Annotated in this window: 20 protein-coding genes; 6 read left to right on the plus strand and 14 right to left on the minus strand. The window is 35.3% G+C overall.

All coding sequences use genetic code 11. From position 1 onward, the window contains the following. Positions 1-798: a hypothetical protein gene (locus ACL9RH_RS09565; protein ID WP_422693131.1), complete on the plus strand. Its 798-nt coding sequence runs from the start codon at positions 1-3 to the stop codon at positions 796-798. A 42-nt stretch (positions 799-840) separates the two neighbouring features. Then, positions 841-1,104 carry a heme oxygenase gene (locus tag ACL9RH_RS09570; protein ID WP_109711023.1) on the plus strand — a complete coding sequence of 88 codons (264 nt, stop codon included), beginning with the start codon at positions 841-843 and terminating at the stop codon, positions 1,102-1,104. Between the two features lie 761 nt (positions 1,105-1,865). Here ACL9RH_RS09570 and ACL9RH_RS09575 read toward each other — a convergent pair. The 6 genes from ACL9RH_RS09575 to ACL9RH_RS09600 form a co-directional block, all read right to left on the minus strand. Then, positions 1,866-2,720: an arylamine N-acetyltransferase family protein gene (locus ACL9RH_RS09575; protein ID WP_422693132.1), complete on the minus strand. Its 855-nt coding sequence runs from the start codon at positions 2,718-2,720 to the stop codon at positions 1,866-1,868. 70 nt (positions 2,721-2,790) lie between these two features. Further along, complete coding sequence (locus ACL9RH_RS09580) at positions 2,791-3,699, minus strand: helix-turn-helix domain-containing protein (protein WP_422693133.1); 909 nt, start codon at positions 3,697-3,699, stop codon at positions 2,791-2,793. Between the two features lie 84 nt (positions 3,700-3,783). Then, positions 3,784-5,109 (minus strand): TolC family protein, encoded by a 1,326-nt coding sequence (locus ACL9RH_RS09585; protein ID WP_422693134.1) that lies wholly within the window; start codon positions 5,107-5,109, stop codon positions 3,784-3,786. A 14-nt stretch (positions 5,110-5,123) separates the two neighbouring features. Beyond that, positions 5,124-6,245: an ABC transporter permease gene (locus ACL9RH_RS09590; RefSeq protein WP_422693135.1), complete on the minus strand. Its 1,122-nt coding sequence runs from the start codon at positions 6,243-6,245 to the stop codon at positions 5,124-5,126. Positions 6,246-6,251: 6 nt separating this feature from the next. Beyond that, the gene (locus ACL9RH_RS09595; RefSeq protein ID WP_422693136.1) at positions 6,252-7,181 is read right to left on the minus strand and encodes an HlyD family secretion protein; all 930 of its coding nucleotides are present in this window, start codon (positions 7,179-7,181) and stop codon (positions 6,252-6,254) included. Beyond that, complete coding sequence (locus ACL9RH_RS09600; protein WP_422693137.1) at positions 7,178-7,870, minus strand: ABC transporter ATP-binding protein; 693 nt, start codon at positions 7,868-7,870, stop codon at positions 7,178-7,180. Before ACL9RH_RS09600 ends, ACL9RH_RS09595 begins: the two co-directional genes overlap by 4 nt. A 1,362-nt stretch (positions 7,871-9,232) precedes the next feature. Here ACL9RH_RS09600 and ACL9RH_RS09605 point away from each other — a divergent pair. Next, positions 9,233-10,660, plus strand: a complete 1,428-nt coding sequence (locus tag ACL9RH_RS09605; RefSeq protein ID WP_422693138.1) for a glycoside hydrolase family 30 protein — start codon at positions 9,233-9,235, stop codon at positions 10,658-10,660. Between the two features lie 145 nt (positions 10,661-10,805). On the opposite strand, the gene ACL9RH_RS09610 is transcribed toward ACL9RH_RS09605, so the two are convergent. The 7 genes from ACL9RH_RS09610 to ACL9RH_RS09640 form a co-directional block, all read right to left on the minus strand. Next, positions 10,806-11,183, minus strand: coding sequence for a putative quinol monooxygenase (locus ACL9RH_RS09610; RefSeq protein WP_422693139.1), 378 nt, complete (start codon positions 11,181-11,183; stop codon positions 10,806-10,808). Positions 11,184-11,206: 23 nt separating this feature from the next. Beyond that, positions 11,207-11,839: an NAD(P)H-dependent oxidoreductase gene (locus ACL9RH_RS09615; RefSeq protein WP_422693140.1), complete on the minus strand. Its 633-nt coding sequence runs from the start codon at positions 11,837-11,839 to the stop codon at positions 11,207-11,209. 61 nt (positions 11,840-11,900) lie between these two features. Next, positions 11,901-12,344, minus strand: a complete 444-nt coding sequence (locus ACL9RH_RS09620) for a nuclear transport factor 2 family protein (protein WP_422693141.1) — start codon at positions 12,342-12,344, stop codon at positions 11,901-11,903. A gap of 72 nt (positions 12,345-12,416) precedes the next feature. Continuing rightward, on the minus strand, positions 12,417-13,424 hold the full coding sequence (locus ACL9RH_RS09625) for a VOC family protein (RefSeq protein ID WP_422693142.1): 1,008 nt from the start codon (positions 13,422-13,424) through the stop codon (positions 12,417-12,419). A 271-nt stretch (positions 13,425-13,695) separates the two neighbouring features. Beyond that, a complete protein-coding gene (locus ACL9RH_RS09630; protein ID WP_422693143.1) occupies positions 13,696-14,553 on the minus strand; it encodes an SDR family oxidoreductase in 858 nt (285 codons plus the stop codon). A gap of 116 nt (positions 14,554-14,669) precedes the next feature. Further along, complete coding sequence (locus tag ACL9RH_RS09635; protein WP_422693144.1) at positions 14,670-15,248, minus strand: Crp/Fnr family transcriptional regulator; 579 nt, start codon at positions 15,246-15,248, stop codon at positions 14,670-14,672. A gap of 220 nt (positions 15,249-15,468) precedes the next feature. Then, positions 15,469-15,987 (minus strand): hypothetical protein, encoded by a 519-nt coding sequence (locus tag ACL9RH_RS09640; RefSeq protein WP_422693145.1) that lies wholly within the window; start codon positions 15,985-15,987, stop codon positions 15,469-15,471. Positions 15,988-16,222: 235 nt separating this feature from the next. Between ACL9RH_RS09640 and ACL9RH_RS09645 the strand changes: the two genes are divergently transcribed. Further along, the gene (locus tag ACL9RH_RS09645; protein ID WP_422693146.1) at positions 16,223-16,459 is read left to right on the plus strand and encodes a hypothetical protein; all 237 of its coding nucleotides are present in this window, start codon (positions 16,223-16,225) and stop codon (positions 16,457-16,459) included. A 302-nt stretch (positions 16,460-16,761) separates the two neighbouring features. Here ACL9RH_RS09645 and ACL9RH_RS09650 read toward each other — a convergent pair whose 3' ends face one another. Continuing rightward, positions 16,762-17,796 carry a LamG-like jellyroll fold domain-containing protein gene (locus ACL9RH_RS09650; protein ID WP_422693147.1) on the minus strand — a complete coding sequence of 345 codons (1,035 nt, stop codon included), beginning with the start codon at positions 17,794-17,796 and terminating at the stop codon, positions 16,762-16,764. A 132-nt stretch (positions 17,797-17,928) separates the two neighbouring features. Between ACL9RH_RS09650 and ACL9RH_RS09655 the strand changes: the two genes are divergently transcribed. Further along, the gene (locus ACL9RH_RS09655; RefSeq protein WP_422693148.1) at positions 17,929-19,917 is read left to right on the plus strand and encodes an ATP-binding protein; all 1,989 of its coding nucleotides are present in this window, start codon (positions 17,929-17,931) and stop codon (positions 19,915-19,917) included. Positions 19,918-19,921: 4 nt separating this feature from the next. Then, complete coding sequence (locus tag ACL9RH_RS09660) at positions 19,922-20,548, plus strand: response regulator (RefSeq protein ID WP_422693149.1); 627 nt, start codon at positions 19,922-19,924, stop codon at positions 20,546-20,548. Positions 20,549-20,602: the final 54 nt, after the last annotated feature.

The raw sequence follows: 20,602 nt of genomic DNA on the forward strand, positions 1-20,602 counted from the left end.
ATGAAAAAGTTAACCAAACATCCAAAGAGCAAATTGGGCATCAGAAATAAAAAAAATATTTCAAGAAGAGCCTATTATTCCCAGTTTACCTCTCTGTTCTATCTACGAAATACCAATATCACCTTAGAAAGAGACGCTAAAGAAATTCTTAGAATGTTAAAAGAATTACAGCAGCTTACTAACAAATCAAGATTGATATTTAGCACATACTGCAGTTTAAGCCAGCATAACCTGTGGCAGTCTGTTTTAGAAGGCCTGAGCGAGAACATAAAGAATATTAGAATCCAGTTTGAATATATACTGGAAAATATGATAAAAAAAAATAAAATCAATTCAATTATATTCTGGAAGCAAAACGAAACTTATACAAATGAACTGGCAGCCCATCATAAAAAACTTGTTCAGCTGGCAGGTCAGATCTTACCGGAAGAAGAAAGATTATCATGGAAGGCAAGTATCTGTAACTTTTATGATGAAATTTTTTCTTTACTCACTCCTCTTACCAGGATGTGCCGGCTTGAATTAGATTTTATAGAAAAATATTCACCTAAAACCTTTAATCAGAATGTTATGGATATTATTAAAGATATTCCAGAAAATTACACTTTACAGCAAGCAAAGAAATATGAACACGAATACATAAAAATATTAACTAACTACAGTCATGAATTATGTAGGAAAAATAATTTTTGGGACAGCTTATTGTATATCCTTTCAGGCGGCATGTACCAACTACCATCAGAACGTACCTTATCCAAAAGATGGATCACCAGAAGATTAAAAAATAAGCATTCTTAATAACTGCAACCTAAATTTTTCATTTTATTAAATATTTTTCCAATGAAAACAATACATCTTTTTCGGTTTAACGATTCTATTTTCCGTAAAATTCCTTTCTTCAAAGAAGAACATAGGTTGAAAACCGATGTAACGGACATCGATTTAATGAACATTGAAATAGTAACCGAATATATCATTAAAACCTACGATGACTTTAGTTTCGACAACACATCAGGAAATGATCTTTTATCAATGTGCAAAAAAGCTCAAAAAACAATTGAACATTACTTTGTCATAAAATTAGATCATTATGATTTTATTTAAAACTGTTATTTATTTTACTCAAGAGCTTTCTACAAAATAAAATTGTTGAGTTACTATAAAAGTGATGTCTTTACTAAATATCTTATTAAAATAGTTTTTAGAAGAAACAAGACAAATAAAACCAACTAAGCCAAGTTCGCTTATGCTTAATTTTTGAAATTAAATTGTTTTGAGTTTATAACATTTTTATTCTAATAAAAGTTTCTTGATCAAAATAACTTTATAATTCCCCCCTAATCTTGCTCAAACGAACCAAATCATCGATAAAAGTTTTTGAAGATACGCTCGTTAAGGTCACAAACGACAATATGCGCAAATTTAAGACAATTTGCGCATATTTATTTTTATACAATTCATAGTCAATCAGTTAACTTTTATCAAATTAAGACTTTCATTACAAAAGTGCTGATTCAAAAAAATCATTGATTTTACAACAAAAAAAACTGAAAATCAATTAGTTAAAGTTACAAACCATATGGATTTGAAAATTTAGCATTCGATGACCTAACAGGATTCGAACACCAAAAAATTAGAAAAAATAAAAGACATATTGTGCTAAATTGTTGTTAAAAACAAACAATGATTTTAATTAATCTAGAAAATTATTCACCTCTCATCATTGTGTAAAGTTTCTATTTCTGTTGATTCAGAGAATCACCACACGCTTTATACTCACTTACAGGAATCATTTTTGTACATGTATTTCCTGTCAATTCAGCTTTTATCCAACCTTTTTCAATTAGTACTTAATCCTTTTTCTTTTAGAGTGTAATGTTCTCTATTTTGAGACGGTCTCTATCTTCATTAAGGTTTGAATATATTTCCTTTAATTTAGAAGCTTCCAGCTTCAGATTAAAATACTTTTCAAAAACCGACTTCAAATCATATTCGCTTATAATTTCCCTACTTTCTTTGTTTCCTATATTATCTCGTATAATCAATTCTCTATTAAAAAGCGTATACCGTGCATTTTCATCTACACGGGTTATCATCAAAAATTTATTAAACATGGAACTCGGACCTGTTGCCACATACCAGTTGGCCATATCGATATCAGTCAGCTGTACCTCTTCCAATGAAAACTTGTAGATTGGCAACCATTCATTTTTAAACACATCCAATCGATAAAAATCCGGATCAATATACACTAAACGAAAAGAGCCATTTGGTGTTTCCTGTTCATTATTCGACTGCTCAGTATTAAATAGTATCGGGGCTGTCAATGTCATCGAACCAAAACCAACATCCACTAGATATCTTTCCCCCTTGATTTCTGTGCTAAGAAGCATATGAGTACGGGCTGTTTCCGAGCCGTCTTTACTGCTCCACAATACTCTTGCCAAATGCATTTTAACGTTAAATCCTAAGGTCTGCAAGACATCCTTGAATAACGAATTTTGTTCATAGCAATATCCGCCTCTTTTTTTATTAACCAATTTGTCGAAAATATCCTCGGTCTTTATTGACGGAACAGTTCCAGTAAAACTGTCTACATTTTCAAAAGTAATATGCTTTGGATGCAGCTGTGTGAGCCTCTTAACCGTTTCCAGATTTCCGGTTACGCTTTCCGATAGACCGATCCGCTCCAGGTAATTTTTCAGTTCTAAATCTTTCATTATCTTACAAAATTATTAATAGAACAAAGTTCGTTGATCGGCGTAACTCAAATCAGCACGAAAGAAGCCATTACAAGGATAAAGCAATCATTTTTCTATACTTCGTAGGACTTATATTGGTGTGTTTTTTAAAGAATCGCGCAAAATATGAAGGGTCATCCATACCAATGTGATAGGCAACATCACTAATATTCATTTCCTGAATTGCCAAGAGTGCTTTAGCCTCAGTGATAAGTGATTTATTGATAAATTCAGATGCTGTGTCACCAGTGATTTTCTTCACACATTTATTCAAATGATTTGGCGTAATATGTAATAGTCCAGCATATTCGGCGATGGTCTGGAATTCACAGATATGCTGTATAACTTCTTTTTTAAATCTCAATACAAGTGTTTGATCAGCATTCAGTTTTGCCTGCGGAGCCGCCTTTATAATTTCTTTCGTTTCTTCCAAAAAACAGGTCAGGTAAGATCCGATCAGCTTTACGTTTTTTTTCTCTCCGTTTACGGAATTGAGTGCTGTTATTCTTTCCAGTAAATCGGTTAATATCTGTGTTTTTGGAGACTCTGTATCAATCTTATAGTTATTGTTGGCTTCTAGGTGGTTTAAAATTTCATGAAGCACTTTGGTATCGCTGTTGCGGCTGATAAAATCATCAGAGAAGTGGCAATAATAGCCTGCAAAATCGGAGGACAAAGTATCAATTGTCCTTATCTTTTCGGGAGCAAGTATCCGAAAGCTCCCAGCATTCAGATTATAGCGATCCTGATAGATTGTCTGCTCTCCATGGCCTCCGGTGACGAAAACCAGATCGTTGACCGTTTTTCGGTGCGACAGCAACGGAATAAGCAGATCAAATCTTTTATTTGGAAATTTGAGGATAAGAAAATCTTTAAGCGATTGATCCTTCCAGTGTTCGCTGTCTGCCTTTAGAACTGCCGAAAAATCTTCGGGTTTATACCTCGGTATGTTTGGCATGTTTTTTATCATGATCAAATCAAATATAGCTTGCTTTATATCGTATTACAACAATAGATAAATATAATAAATTTATTGTCACCTCTACAACCCTCCTATTGCTTTTTGATAATTGAAAATATCGATCAAATAATCGTAAACTGCATTCAGGTATTTGTTCTGCACCTGTAATAGTGAAAAGTAGCTAGCATTGAGATCTGTTGGTTTAATATTTCCCTGCTGCAGTCTTGTCCTATCTATAGTATACAGTTTTGTGGTATGTACCAAGCGGCTTTTCTGACTGTTCAATTCTTCGAGATCATTCAACACGGCGGTTTGGGTACTTTTAATTTCATACCGCTGATCACGGATTAATTTATTTTGGGTAAGTATTGCTGACTGACGTTCCAACGTATAGCCATGTTTTGTCCGTTGTCTTCTAAAACCATCAAAGATCGGGATGCTTGCCTTAATACCCACATAATTATACGGATACCAATATTTCCCGTTAAACAGTGCAAATTCGTTGTTCAGGTTCTGTGCTGTCAGATTGCCATAAGCACTGATGGTAGGCCAATAGGACCTCTGCTCTTTTTGGATTTTAGCTTCGGACAAGCCGATCAATACTTTTTGCTGCTTTATCTCTACTCTTTCATTTACTTCCGTCTCATCAAGTCCATTTTGGAACAGCAAATAAATACTTTCTAGACTGTCTGTAAGTATAAATTTTGCATCCAGCTCACTGCCGATACGATAGGCCAGATCATTTATGGCCAAGTGGTAGTTGTTAACAGTTTTATTATAGTCGGCCCGTGCACTTTCGTAATTTATTTGAGATTTCTCCAGATCATATTGGCTCATACTTCCTTTGTCAAACTGATCTTTATTCATCGTGTACACGCTTTGGGTATTCTCTGTATTTACTTTGGATAGCTTCATTTGCTCGGCATTGAATAACACGTTCAGATAGCTCTGTATAACCTCATTCTTTATATCAATTTCTGATTTGCTAATATTTAGCCGATCGTATTCTGCTTGTAACTTAGCGATTCGTTTATCAGTGCTAATCTCCGGGTTATAAATAGGAATATCCAGATCCAGACCTGCTATGGTGGAGTAACTTGTCCCGAATTGCAGGTTTCGTCCCATACCATTGGTATTACCAAACATTTCGCCAGGCAATACTTGTGTAGCTAGTTTTCCATTATATCGGGTATCAAAGGTTCCCGTCACGGTAGGTAGCTGCTGCGCTTTGATTTTAGCGATCTCCTGAGCAGATACTTGCGCATCCTTTGCTGCTATTTTAAGTTCATAACGATGTTTTAATGCAAAGTCAATGGCCGATTTTAAATATATGGAATCCTGTGCGTTTGCTCGATCCACAAATAGAAAAAGTAGACATAGCAAAAGGCTGCTTGTTTTTATGTTCATTGCTCTTTATTTTTTTAACCTCTAAAAACCTGACCTGGTTCTAATTTTGTTATTCTGCTGATGGCAAAGAAACTGCCTAGCAAAGCGATTGTAATGGTAACCGCCATGATTGAGATACGCACGTAAATGGGGAAAATTATAATTGCACCTGTACGTTCTATGCCGATGCGGAATAGCTCTGTGATAACGGCACCGACGATATAACCGCAGACACCGATAATGCCGGCCTGGGCTAGGATCAGTTTGCGGATGAACGTGTTCTTTGCTCCGATAGCTTTTAGTGTGCCGTAGTCTTTAATCCGGTCAATCACAGCGGAATATAGTGTGAGCCCAATAATGACAAAACCGATCAACAATGCAAAAACAATAATAGTTCCGAATGAAATGGCTATTCCGGAAGTTTTTAGCATGGTGACCACAGTCTCACGGTTGAACTCTTCGCCTTCCCAGGCCCTTATTCCGAAAAAACGTTTATTGATCAGTGCCACAGTGGCCTCTTGCTGTGTAGGATCTTTTAGTTCAACCAGAAATGCGCTTACTTTATTGACGTTCATATTCGCAAGATACCTTGCCCGTTCAATCGTGGTAAATCCGAGTGCTCCGCTGAAGCCACGGACGCCTTTTGTTTCTGCGGCATTAAACACCTGCTTTCCGTTAATTTCAAAATACTCACCCATTTGCAGACCTCCCAGTGCTTCTTTATCGAAAAACTCGGTGATAATAGCGCCATCTTTGATCATATCTTCACACCTGCCAATATTCATGTTCCACGGTCCGCCTGCGAATGAAGGAGTTTCCACCCCCACCAGCGTAATCCCAGATGTGGTACCATTGGCAAATTTTGCGGAAGTTCCCGTGACCACAAGCGGATGAATGCTCTTCACACCAGCTATGCTCTGTAGCTCATAACCTATTCTTTTATCAATTGGACTCAGTGCATTGGCATTTGTACTGCGGTCATCCACCACCCATATATATTGGCTATTGTTTTTTACCAGCACTGACATGGCATCTATCAGAAAGATAAAAATACCTGCCTGCTGTCCCACCAGGAATACAGACATGACAGTCCCCATAAAAGCACCAAATGCTTTGGGCTTGTCGTATATTATAAAACGTAAAGCGTGTCTGAACATAATCTTTTATTTAATTATAATTACAGATTCCACCCGGCTCCCGATTATAAGCTGCGCATTTTTGTCGAGCAAGATCCTGACTTCCCGCACACGTCTGTCTTCCATATTGGCAGCACCATCAGAAAATAATGCTTTTTTGCTGAGGTACGGCGAGAGCAAATAGACCCTCCCTGTGGCTAACGTATCATTTTTCCCCTGCGAACGTACATACGCTTTCATGCCTATGCGGACCTGATTGGCAAAGAGCTCATCCACTTCAGTAATCGCTATTAGGTTTCCGGCAGGGGCAAAATCGCCCAATGCCTGATTTGTGCTGATACTGTTACCCACCTTTATATCCATGGATAATATACTGCCATCATAAGGTGCGCACACTGTTTTCTGGCTCAGTACCGTTTGGGCGTATTGCACATCCGATTGGAGTTCGCCCAATCTCGCCTTTGCCTGCGCTATTACTTGTCGTTGAGCAGTCTGATTCTGCCGGGCCACTTCATAATCGAATTTGCTATTATCCATATCCTGTTTGGTTGTGCCTCCAACTTGAAATAATGCTGCATTTCTGTTGTATGTTTCCTTACTATTGACCGTTTTGACTTCAAGAGCACCTAGCTGGGCGGTGTTATTGGCAATAGTAGCGTACTGGGCGGCGATTTTGGATATAGCCTGATCAAGCTGTGCCTGCTCAAGCTGCGTATCAAGCACAGCAATAACATCGCCCTTTTTGATCGTATCGCCGATATCATGTTTTATCTCACGTACAAAACCTCCAGTTTGAGAAAAAAGAGAAATAATTTTTTTCTCGGGCTGGATTTCAGCTAATCCGACTATTTGATGCGTGACCTCCGGTGCTGTTTTATTTATCTTCTGCTCGCTTTTGGTATTACAGCCGATCAGAATAACCTGCACAATGGCTAATAGAACTATCTTTTTGATCATACAATTGTGTTTTTTACGTCCGTTATTTCCGAGACAAATCCATTATTTACTTCGATAATGCGGTGAGCATACTGTTTTAAACGCGGGTCATGGGTGACAACAGCCACTGCTTTACCACCTTCCGCTAGCCCTTTAAGTTCATTCATGACAATGCCTATCGAGTCCTTGTCCAATGAAGCAGTTGGTTCATCACAGAGAATAAGCTTAGGTTCAGTTACCAGGGCTCTGGCGATGGCTATTCGCTGCTGCTGTCCGCCGGAAAGTTGTTTGGGAAGGTTTTTTCGTCTATCTTCCATTCCCACAAGCTCCAACGCTGCAGCTACTTTCTTCCGGGCCAGAGACTTATTGAGGCCGAGTAACTGCAATGGCATCATAATATTCTGTTCTGCATTCAGCGGTGCCAATAGGTTAAAATTTTGAAACACAAAACCTATTTTATTGAGTCTGACCTGTGCTAGCTGATTTTCCTTCATTGCATTGATATGTTGCCCATCCACCCATAAATTCCCCTCTGAAGGATAAATAACGCATCCCAGCAAAGATAACAGTGTAGTTTTGCCAGAGCCAGATGGTCCAATTATTAATAATAATTCGCCGCTATTTACGATAAGATCCGTTGGTTGAAGTGCGGTAAGGACCTGATCTCCGATTTTATAAAATTTGGATACATTCTCTAATCTAGCTATCATATTTTCCTAATTAATCAATAAAATTTGCTAACGATATCAGTTAGGTAGCTACTAATCGCATATCTGATTTGGCAAAATATTTATAAAAGCAAAATTAGTAGATGTGGTATATAGCAAAATAGGACGAATGGAGGCATAAATAGGACAAAGTATTCTTTTAAAATATATTACCCAGAGGAGCTAGCTAGTTGTAATAAAAAAACAGTATTGATAACAGATTTTTTTAAGTAACGAAAAACAAAACCTTATTATCTATACTAACAAAAAATAGAATATAATAGATGATATTTTAAAAGGAACAATCATTCTGAAGATAGTCGTTGCAAAATAAGAGACAGTGAGGGTACTACGACATCGCTGATATGAGCTCTCTATTTTTTTGACAATTGGATATTGGTAGAGGGAATGAAATGACAGGTCTGGTTCTTAATATGCTAGACAAAAGCAGCTTTAACTGAAGTCAACATCCACTAACTAGATTATTTTAAATTACTTTAAGTAAATGAATTGATTTACTTAAAGGTAGCTGGTAGCTCTGAATAGAAAATTGCCACCTTTCCTTATAGCAGTGTGGGCCAGCCATTGTTAGCTACTCAATGGAAAAAGAATGGCGAGCTACACAATTTGCATATTAGATATTATCTGGATTAAAATTGCAGCTTCAAGCCAACGACAGTTGTATGTTAACAGAATTCGGCACTATAAACTTAACAGTAATAAAAAACAAACTTATAAACAATTCATTTTCAACTAAAAAAACTCAAAATATTTTTAATATCAGCAAAAAAAGAGTTTGGATAGCCTACTGTCAAGTTCACCAAAAGGCACCAACTATTTTTAGTTGGTGCCTTTTATTTTATTTTTAGAGCACCAAATGGTAGCTTCTTTGAGCGTTTGAAATCTGACATTAAAACATCATTTTCATTATATTCAGTTCAAAATCCACTAAAAAATGTATAGTATTTAAATAAAAAACGCCACTGCAATTGCGGTGGGTTTTTGGGCTACTGACAAGATTCAGAACCTTCAATATTAATAGTCCTCAAATTTTCTAATTACAAAACTTAATTAATTCGTTCCTATTACGTAGCAGAAAAACATCACCCAATCTTATTATAATGATAATTTATTTATCATAAAAATATAATAATGATAAAAATATATTTATTTTATATTACATTTGATAAAATAAAAAATAAATCAAACAATCATGAATTTTAAATTATTGATGAGCTTGCCCATTGTTAATGCTATAATTTTGGCAAATATCATAGTGAATCAATAATATATTACACATTGTAACTTCCTTCTTATTAATACCAAACACAGATCAATAAACTTTAAACCACAATATATTTAATTATGAAAAAAAAACATCTAAACCTTATTTTTGTTCCCATAATTTGTATTGCATTATCTACATGCAATAAAACCATTGATTCACTTACCGATGAATCTGATGCAATCTCCCCAACAATGGGAAAGGCAGCAGAATCCGTTAGTATCTGGGTTACCTCCAGTGATAAAAGCCGGCTTCTTCAGCAACAGCCCAATGTTACCTTTGCCCCAGATGGAGGATCCAATAATACCACGATAACGGTTAATGAGGGCTCTACTTTTCAAACAATAGACGGATATGGTTATACACTGACACAGGGAAGTGCCAAATTGATTTCCAATTTACCATCGGCAACACAAAATTCCCTGCTGAATGAGCTGTTCAACCCATCCTCCGGGATAGCCGTTTCCATAATCAGAATAGGAATAGGGGCAACCGACCTGAGTGATTACTCTTATACCTATCGTGATGGCAGTTCATTTAGCCTTGCAGGTCCCGATCTGACTTATACCATCCCAATTCTAAAGAAAATATTGGCAATAAACCCCAATATCAAAGTTCTGGCTACGCCATGGACCGCACCTAGATGGATGAAGACGAATGGCTCATTCGTCGGTGGCACATTGAAAGCAGAGAATTATGAGAGCTATGGCCAGTATTGGCTGGATTATATGAACGCTATGAAAGCCCAAGGCATCAATATATGGGGGATAACTCCGCAAAATGAGCCCGAAAATCCACATAATGAACCTAGTATGATTCTGACCAAAGAAAACCAGCTGGGATTAATCAACGACTATATCGGTCCAAAACTTAGAGGGGCAGGCTATAATTGTAAAATTATCTGCTTTGACCACAACTGTGACAACACCCAATACCCTATCTATGTAGCAAACAACAGCCCATATGTGGATGGTTCAGCATTCCATTTATATGCCGGGGACATTTCCGCAATGACTACTGTGAGAAATGCTACCGGAAAAAATGTTTATTTTACCGAGCAGTATACAGCGCCTACTACGAATTTTTCTGATCTAGCATGGCATATGAGGAATGTAATAATCGGTTCCATGAACAACTGGTCAAGAACTGCAATGGAATGGAACCTAGCTAGCGATAACAACCAAGGGCCACATACCCCTGGCGGCAGTTCTGTATCTATGGGGGCACTTACCATTCAGGGAAGCTCAGTTACCCGCAATGTTTCCTATTACATTATTGCTCATGCCTCGAAGTTTGTTACTCCCGGTGCAGTTCGGATTGGATCAAATAATTCCGGAAACGTTTCCTCGACAGCATTTAGAAATCCTGATGGCTCAAAGGTTCTTATCGCTTACAATAATAGCGGCTCAGCAACTTCATCCAAAGTAAAATGGGGAGGGCAATCCTTCACCTATAGTATACCTGCCAATTCGGCGGCCACATTCAAATGGACTGGCAACACCAATTAGTCATCCACTGCACTAATCGACCGGAACGTTGCCCTTAAAGGAATCAACAAATGGTATGTGAGGAGTGAAAAAAGTCTTTGAAGATACGCTCTTTAAGTCACTGAAAGAGACAACTATTTGATAGTTGTCTCTTTTTTATCTATAATCATACTTTTCCACGCGGATCATCTATATGAGTTTTTGAAACGTCATAACGAACGCCTTCCCGATCAAGAATTCTAACGTTTTTCACCACAGTACTCAAGGCTTTCAAAAATGTTTCTGAGTTTTCGTGGCGTTCATACGCTTCTTTATCTTTCCAGCCTTCCAACAGGTGAAATGTATTTTCATCTGTCAAATCTTGTGAAAAAGCATAATAAATACAACCTTGCAATTGATTGGCAGCAATCATTTCGGGAACAACTGCATCAATGAAAATCTGCCTGTCTTCTGGATGTACTTTATAATAAGCACTTACCGTAATTCCGGTTTGTTGTGTTTTATCGTGGTTATTGGATGTTCCGATTTTTTCTGAATGATTCATTCTATTTGTTTTAAAATTAATGGTTAAAGAAAAGTAACAAACTCTTCAAATGGTTTTCGTACTTTTTTCTGATTAAGATTCCAGTCATTTTCTGTATCTCTGTAACCTAAAGCCAACAACATTGAGCTTCGTAAACCTTTGGATGAAAGTAGTAAAAGTTCATCCAGTGCATTTGGATCAAAACCTTCCATCGGCGTTGAGTCTATTTCTTCTGAAGCGGCTTCTACAATTGCTAAACCTAAAGCGATATTTGCCTGCTTTGCTGCGTGATGAAAATTTTCCTCGATGCTCATATTTCCGAAAAACTGTTTCGAAAATTCTCTTTGCCTGTCATAATGGGCAGAATCTACGTTGCGTTTTTCTGTCAGATAATCGAATACGTTATCAATTCTTTCTTTAGAATATTCGTCCCAAACTGCGAAAACTAGGAGATGTGAAGACTCTACAATTTGAGGCTGATTCATTGCGATGGGCAATATTTTCTTTTTGATTTCGGGATTACTGATGACGATGATTTCGTAAGGCTGCAGTCCAATTCCTGAAGGCGCTAAATGAGCCGCTTCCAAAATTTTATTAAGTTTACCTGAGGGAATTTTTTCACCTGTCATTTTTTTTGTGGCGTATCTCCAGTTCAGTAATTCTATTATATTTTTCATTTGATTTTATGTTTTAAATCAAAGTAAATGATTATTCGCATTTATCTTGATTGGTTTATATTTAAAGAATCCCTAATTGTCCTAAAAGTATCGTTCCTGCATTATAACAATGGAATGATTTTACTTTTCCGTTTTCAATCTTGAAGACATCACAACAAGGTACTTCAATTGTTTTCCCTGTGGGTTCCAAAGTTCCGGATGCTAATTGAAGTGGTCCGTTATGAGTTCCGTTCAACGATAATTCTACGATTACTGTATTTTCATCTTCCAAGACGTATAATTCGTACAATTCTCTGTGCATATCCGGAAATGCAGTGGCAAAAACATCTACAGTTTTACCGATGTCCTGACCATAATATTTGGTTCCGGAAGATACATCCCAGAAATAACCGTCTTCTGTAAAAAGTTCTGTAAATCCTTTTGAATCCTGAACTTCGGCAATTCTGTATAATTCACGGATTAATGTTTCGTTGGCTGAATTTTGATTGATTATTGATGCTTTCATATTGTTTTATTTTAAATGTTAGAAGTCTGTTTAAATTTGATATTTAAAATTTTTATTGAGAATTGAGAGATTTTAATTTTTATTGTCTACAAAAACGTATAGTTTCACGGCTTTCCCGTTTTCAAAAACGAATAAATCCATTCCAGTTACGGCATCCGGTTTTTCGGGAGTTCCGTTTTGCCAGTAGAGTCTCGCAATATTGTGATTAACGTCTATTGCTTTGATGTGAGAGAATTTAGAATTTGGACTTTTCTGCTGCAATCCTTCCACAAAACCATTGATTTCTTTATGACCGATAGCGATAAAATGACTGTCGACCATTTCAATATCTTCAGCATAGATTTTTGACATTAAAGCTTGACGCTTTTTAAGGTCTTTCTCGTTCCAAATTTCCAAATGTTCTTCTACTAAAGATTTAATTTCTGTTTCGGAGAGTAGTTTAGAATCTGATTTTTGGGTTTGATTTTTTACAGCATCTTTAGGTGACCATAAAATTGTTGCCGGATTTTTTTTCTCATAACCTTTTCCGTTGGGATAAGAAACCAATTCCATTTTAGAACCCCAAGGTGTTACAAAATAAACCCAAGTTTCACCTTCTGTATCTCCTGACGGCATCAAAAATGGCTCCCCTAAAAATTGAACTCCTTTACTTTTAAGATACGCTACGCTTTTGCTGATATCATTGGTGTAAAAAGCAATGTGACTTGCTCCGATATCGTCTCCTCCAGGTTGTTGTAAACTTCCTTTATTATCCTGATATTCGAATAATTCGATGTTGGCTCCCGTTCCTGCTTTTACCATTTTGAATGATACTGGACCGGTTTTTGGATTCATACGATTATTCTTTTTCCACGCATCATCCAAAGGAATCGGACCTAAACTTGTTACTGCTGAAAATCCTAAAACATCAGTGAAAAAGTTTACCGCCTGTTTCATATCTGGAACGTTGATTCCTACGTGGTCAATTCCAAGAATTCCTGTTTTTTCCTGCGCTGAAGTATTTGAAACTGCTGCAGATAATAAAAGTGCACTTGCTACTGCTGTTGAGTTGGCTTTGATTTGTTTTTTTAAATTGTTCATTGTGATCATTTTTGTTGTTATTTTATGAAGCAAATTTCTCACATTCAGAGGCCTTTTTCCATTGATAAAAGCTTGAAAAAAAAACAAACAAATGTCAATGAAAATGGTAGTTTTAATATGCATCTTTCATTCTAACACTGATTGTGATGACATCCTTTTGTAGGGCAAAGCGGAATCAAGCTTCTAAAGAATAAATGTTGATTGTATCTCAAAAACAAAAAAAGGCTGGAACAAAACATTCCAACCTCTGAATTCTTATTTTAAATTCTATTTACTCACTGTATTTTGCAAGCCATTTTGCCTTTAATTCAGCTCTTGCGTTGATGAATTCCAAATCTGTTCCTTGGGCAACCGCATCCAAAGGAAAACGTAAAGGACGAGATCCTTCTTTCATCTGAATCAATTCTAAAATTCCGTCCGCGATGGTTTGCGGATTCATATTAAATTCTTTCATTTTGCCAAATAATGCCGCGCCAATCGCATTGAATTGTTCTGTAGCAACAGGCTCATACAAAGTTGCAATTTCTGGTTTATCTGCATTCACTCCGGCTTTTTCGCCTGTATTCATTTCTGTTGGATATACTCCGGGTTGAATGGAAACATTGTCGATATTAAATTGTTTCAATTCGTCCTGTAAACCTTCTGTAATACTTTCAACGCCGAATTTCGATGCGAAATATGGAACCATAAAGGGGGAAGTATGCGCACTTGCTCCGGAAGTGATATTGATAATTAAACCACTTTTATTCTCCCTCATAGAAGGTAATACGGCTTGATAAGTTCGGATAACTCCATAGAAATTCACTTCAAACATTTGGCGAATTCGATCCAGACTATACGCTTCTAATAATCCGAAACCTGAAACAGCGGCATTATTAACCAATACATCGATTTTACCATATTTTTGAAGTACCGTTTCAAAAGCATTGGTTACTGAAGCATCGTTGGTTACATCAATTTCAATGACTTCTATATTTGGAAGAGTTCCCAATTCTTTGGCGACGGTTTCATTTTTTCCAGAAACACCACGCATTCCTGCGATTACGGTGTATCCTGCTTTAGCAAGTGTTGTTGCGGTTAATTTTCCGAAGCCTGTGCTGGTTCCTGTAATAAAAACTGTTTTATTCATTTTGTCTTATTTTTAATTGTTATTTTAATAAGACAAAGGTGTTACAAAATGAAGTCTTTTTCCATTGACAAAAGCTTGAAAATAAAGCAAACAAATATCAATGAAAATGAAGCATATTATTTCTTGATCCTATTCCTACGCAGTCTGGTAAGGGTTTCGGGAGTGATTCCAATATATGAAGCAATCATATGTTGTGGAATACGATTGACAATATGAGGATATTTTTCAAGGAAATTCTGATATTTTTCTTCTGCCGTAAAACTGATATTAGCCAAAATTCTTCCTTGTGAGACAATAAAGCTTTTCTGAATAATCTGATTGACCATTTGATTCAGTTGAGGAATCTCGGCGCAAAGCTTTTCAAAATCTAATTTTTCTATTAAAATCAATTCTGTAGGTTCAATAGCATCAATATTCAGGCGAGAAGGAGTTCCATTAATTAAACTTTCACGGTCTCCTGTCCAATAATTTTCGGGAGCGAAGTTGATGATATGTTCTGTTCCATTTTCAGCAATAGAAAAAGTTTTCACCAAACCTCTGCAAATAAAAGCGTTGTAGTGCCAAACCTCTCCTTCCTGACAAAGAAATTGTTTTTTCCGAAGTTTTTTCGGCTTGCATACAGATTCTATTAATTGTACTTCCGAATCGGTAAGTTTTATTTTATCGGTAAGGTATTTTAGAAAAATTTCGAACATTGATGAATGGTTATAGAGCAAATTTAATCAAAATAAAGATTTTACAATATGGTAACAACATTTTTGATTTGACATTTCTTTACTTCCAGCAAATTTAAAAGACATTCAAAGTATAATAAAGTCCAATTACGATAACTTCAATTATTTTGAATATTTAAAATAAAATATTTTACTGGAACAAACAAAAGCGAAACCTTCCAAATTTTGTTTTTGCTTTTACTTAATCAATAATATATTTATATTTCTCATTAATCTTCCCATCTACTATATTCTCAATTTCAGTTTTCTCATCCAAAAGATCAAAAATATCATCACCTTTTATCGCACCCAGAATATTAACCTCTTTCTTAATATCTCTAATAATATTATCAAATAAATCTTTATTCTGTTCTGCAAAATAAGGTTCTATGTAAAAAGTAATTCCATTTACTGTTATATCATTAATCGAGGTAAAACCCACCAGTAATCTTTCTTTCCTCTTGGTTTCATAGCTAATTGCTCCTCCTGGATGAGATTTTAGCTTTTCTAAATCTTCTATTGGATCTTTAACCTGCCGCCCTATATCATAATCCTTTTCAAGATGTTCATCATTTTCCAATTCATCTAAACAGAAAAAAGACAAATCATTTGTTTGTATATTAAAATTATTATGTTGCAAAATCTGGTGTAAATATTCAACAATTAATGTTGGTTTTCGCTCTTCAATTACAATCAAAATATCAGTTGTAAAATGTGACATGGTTTTTATTTTACATTATCTATTAAATTCATTTTAGCATTCAGAAGCATCTTACTAAAATCCTGTATTACTTCTTGACAAGATAAACAATAAGGTAACTCTGATCCTATTTTTATTTTTTTATTATATCAGTATATTTTATATTACTTTCCAGTTGCCTGGCAAAAAAGCGTCTTCAAGATCCTTACCTTTGTAGTTTAGTAGCCTAATTCTTTAACAAAAATTGATTAAAATTATGAATAAAAAGAAACTATTAGAAAAGAAAGATTGGGAATATTATGTTTTTGAAGAAGGCAGCAATATTGAGGTATCTGTTCCGATTCCCAATCCCAGCCCAGGATTTGATATCATTTATATTCTAGATGAATCTGAAAAAGAAATGTATCTCCATACAGGCATTAAAGCCCTTGAAGAAAGAATAGAAGATATGAAAACTAACTTTTCAAATTATAAAATGAATTCATGGAGATAATGTTTTCATGTGGAGAATTTCAGCCTGACAGGTTTATAGAATGTACTTATTATTAAGTGAAAAATAAAATCAGAGCAGAAATAATCGGCTCTGATTGTTATTTGATTAACAACTATTTATTTTCAAAAGCAGTTATTAATCATCTGAAAAACAGCATGTTTTTTCAATCGTTACTTTTGCTTTCTTATCATTTACGTAAACCCAAATACAGTATATCCAAATTTCCAATACCGGAATGTTCCGTATTTGTGCTTTTTAACCAAATATCATGTTTAAAAAGTCTGCTCTAGTTTTAAAATCCCTTATTTTTTAATGATTTTTATAGTCTCAAGACCTTGTTCAGTTTTTACTCTGATCCAATAAGATGCCGGAGTAAGAGATGACAGATTAATTTCTGCTTTAGCACTGTTTACTTGTTGTTTTATAACAGTTTGTCCAAGAAAGTTAATCACTTCTACATTTAAAATGGGTTGTTGGGATGTTAGGAACACCTTGTTTGTTGCAGGGTTAGGAAAGAATTTAAAATTCGTTGATTTTTCTACTGAGGATACATTCAAATAGGTAGTACAAGTAGTTCCGGTATTTATAATACTATTGCCAACCCAGTTAGAGGAGTTGCCGTTTAAAGTAAAACCATTAAGCGTTCCATGGTAATTATTTCCGCTGCTGTCCTGCAAGGTTGTTACGGAAGCATTATTCGCATTAATGATACCCTGATTAAACTTATAATACGCAATTAATCCCGTAACCGGACCTGGCAGTTCACAGTTCATTGTACTTGTTATCTCACCTAGAGACAAAGCCCTATTCCAGATTCTTACTTCATCCATAGTTCCGGTAAAACTATTTGCCGCATTATTAAAAGCTCCTAATCGAACCATATTTCCCCCTTCAACCGGATCAATATCAGTACGGGTAGCTCTCAATTGTCCATCTTTGTATAATTTCAGTGTGGTAGTAGCTGCATCATAAGTTACTGCAATGTGATACCATGTATTAATAGACAGTGGAACAGTGTCCTCTATAGCATACCAATCTCCGTTATGTCCAGCTGAAAGTTTACCGGTACCATTAGGTATCCAGAAAGCATGCAATCCATCGGAATCACCACCAGAGATGATATTATTCTGGCTACTTAAACTTTTCACATAAACCCATGCTTCTTTGGTGTAAGATACAGGCAAAATGTTTCCACAGCTTACATAATCATTTACGCCATCAAAATCTAGCGCCGCTCCTTCCTGAGAAAATCCGATTTGGAAAGTTAATAGAAAACAGGCAATCCAAATTTTTTGAAAATTTAGTTTGAATGGCGTTAAAAGTATTTTACTTTTCATAATAATAATTTTATTAATTAAGTCACAAAATTGTATCATTCTTCTGGAGATTCATACAAGGGTAAACCCCTGAATTAACGATTGTATAATTTTCAATATTAGAAATTGATACATTTGTAAAAAAATATAGGTATGCCTACGATTAAGAAAATCATATTCTTATTCATTACTTTTTTCACATTATCCTGTAGAGAAAACAAGGAAAACTTTTATTTTGAAAAAGTAACTCCTTCAAAAGAAGAGCCTACAAAAGTTTGGTTAAGAAAAAATGAAAATTATAATACAGATAAAGAACGTTACCTGAAAGTTTTTTTGGACTATTATCAAAGTAAAATTACCCAAAGTGATTATTCGGACGCTTCCAAGATTTTAGATTTAGTGACTACAAAATTTATCTATTTTTATGATTTTGACCCACGCCTTACCAAAGTTGTAAATGAATTTAATGAAAGATACAGAAGTGAGTTACCTCCCATCAAAACAATTTACATTGATAGCTATTATGGTAATTTAGAATTTGATAAAGACAATCTAAAAAAGGCTAAAGATTATTTTTTAAAAATTACAGCTTTAGAACCTGATGATTATAAGAGTTGTTATAAAATAGCCCGCGCTTATTACGACTTATCATATACCTATTTTGTTTTAGGAGATTTGAAGAACAGCATAGAAGCGAATGAAAAATCAAGAAACTATTCCATAAGAATCAGAGATCAGGAAAGTATAGCTTCTGTAGAGTCGAACTATATCAATATTTACAAAGCAAATGGTTCTTTTGAAAAAGCAGTTGCAAGTGCAGATGAGGTGATCAAGGTCTCTAAAGAAATCGGCAACACCTACGATTATTTTATGGGCAAGTATAACAAATGTTCTGTTTATGCCTTTTTTAATAAGCATCAGCTAAAAAATAAATACATTCACGAAACGTACAAAGAATATATCACCAGTAAATATGATAATGATGTACTTCTCCTTTGTATCTCCGACTACGAAATAGAAGCTTTAATTGATGAAAACAGATTAAACGAAGCCCAAATAGTTTTAGACAGAATAAAACCTGTTGCGGAAAAAAACACCTCTCAAAACTGGCAAAAGGATTATCAGGCGACATTCGCTTTATATCAAATCGCCAGAGATGTAAAAACGTGTAACACAAAATATATAGAAAACTCACTGCCCAATTTACTTGAGCATAAAAACTACGAAAGAGCCAACCTGTTTTACAACGTTTTATTAGAAAAAGCCATTCAAGGCAGAGATCTGGACAAGGTTGTTTTTTATAATAATGAAGTTTACCGTACCAGAGACAGCTTATCGAGTGCAAAAAGCAAGCTGATCAATTTAGAACTCGCAGCAAAATATGAAACGAAAGAAAAAGAGCAGGAAATTAAATTCCAACAGGAAACCATTATCAATAAAAATGCTGTTATTATGGCTTTAATACTCGTTTTTATTGCATTACTATTAGCCGTTATTATTTATTATTTAAAACAAAAACAAAAGAAATTATCTTTGGAAAAAGAACGATCATTGCAGTTTACCAAAAATCTGCTGGATAAAACCGAGGAAGAGCGCAAAAGAATTGCATCTGATCTCCATGATAGCGTGAGCCATGAACTATTGTCGCTTAAACATTCGTTCGAAGTAGGCCAACTTCAGTTAAACGAAAAGGTGGATAGCATAATTAATGACATCAGAGCAATCAGCAGAAATTTACATCCCGTTCTTTTTGAAAAAATAGGACTCGAAGCCAGTTTAGAACAATTCATCGAACGTATCCAAAATACACACCTTTTTATGATCTCATCCGAAATCAATTATCAGGATGGTCTCACCACTGAAAAAGAATTACAAATCTATAGAATTGTACAGGAAGCGGTTTCAAATATTATAAAATATGCAGATGCTATCGCGGCAAAAGTAATTTTAACCGAAAATAAAGACTCTGTTATGTTAGAAATTATAGATAATGGAAAAGGGTTTAATGTAAAGGAAACTCTGGAAAAAAAGGATGCTTTTGGGTTACACAATATGATAGAAAGAAGCAAAGCCATCGGCGGACAAGCTCACATCACATCAACCGATAAAGGCACAAAAATAGTAGTTCAGATAAAAAAATAATACAATGAAAATTCTAGTTGCAGACGATCATCCTTTAACTCTGAATGGAACGGTTTCTTATCTTACTCATTTGGGATATAACGTAGTCAGTGCCTGCTCCAACGGAACGGCAGCACTTAATTATATTCAGGTTTATTTGCCGGATGTTGCCGTTTTAGATTTAAATATGCCGGGTTTGGACGGCTTGGAAGTGGCCAAAAAAGTAATGGAAAATAAATGGCGAACTAAAGTTATCATCCTTACCATGCACAATGAAATTGGAGTTCTGAACAAGGCAAAAGAATTTGAAGTAGATGGCTATATTTTAAAAGAAAAAGCCTGCCCTGATTTAGAAAAATGTATGAAAGAAATTGCTTTAGGAAAGAAATATTATTCCGGAGCCTTACTTCAAAATTATATGATAGAATCCACTGATGACCTCGGTAAACTCAACCTATTAACGCTTTCTGAAAGAAAGATAATAGAATTAATAGCGGCTCAAAAAACCAGTAAGCAAATTGCAGAACTTCTTTTCCTGTCCGAAAAAACAGTAGAAGGACACCGTACCAGAATTATAGAAAAATTGGGTATTCCGAAAGAAAAAAATGCATTACTGATTTGGGCCATACAGAATTATAAAAAATCCTTGTAGGCTTAAAATATCAATGAATAAAAAGAATACATTTCAGTAGATTAAATTGATAAG

The sequence above is a fragment of the Chryseobacterium sp. Mn2064 genome (assembly GCF_049319685.1).
GTDB lineage: Bacteria > Bacteroidota > Bacteroidia > Flavobacteriales > Weeksellaceae > Chryseobacterium.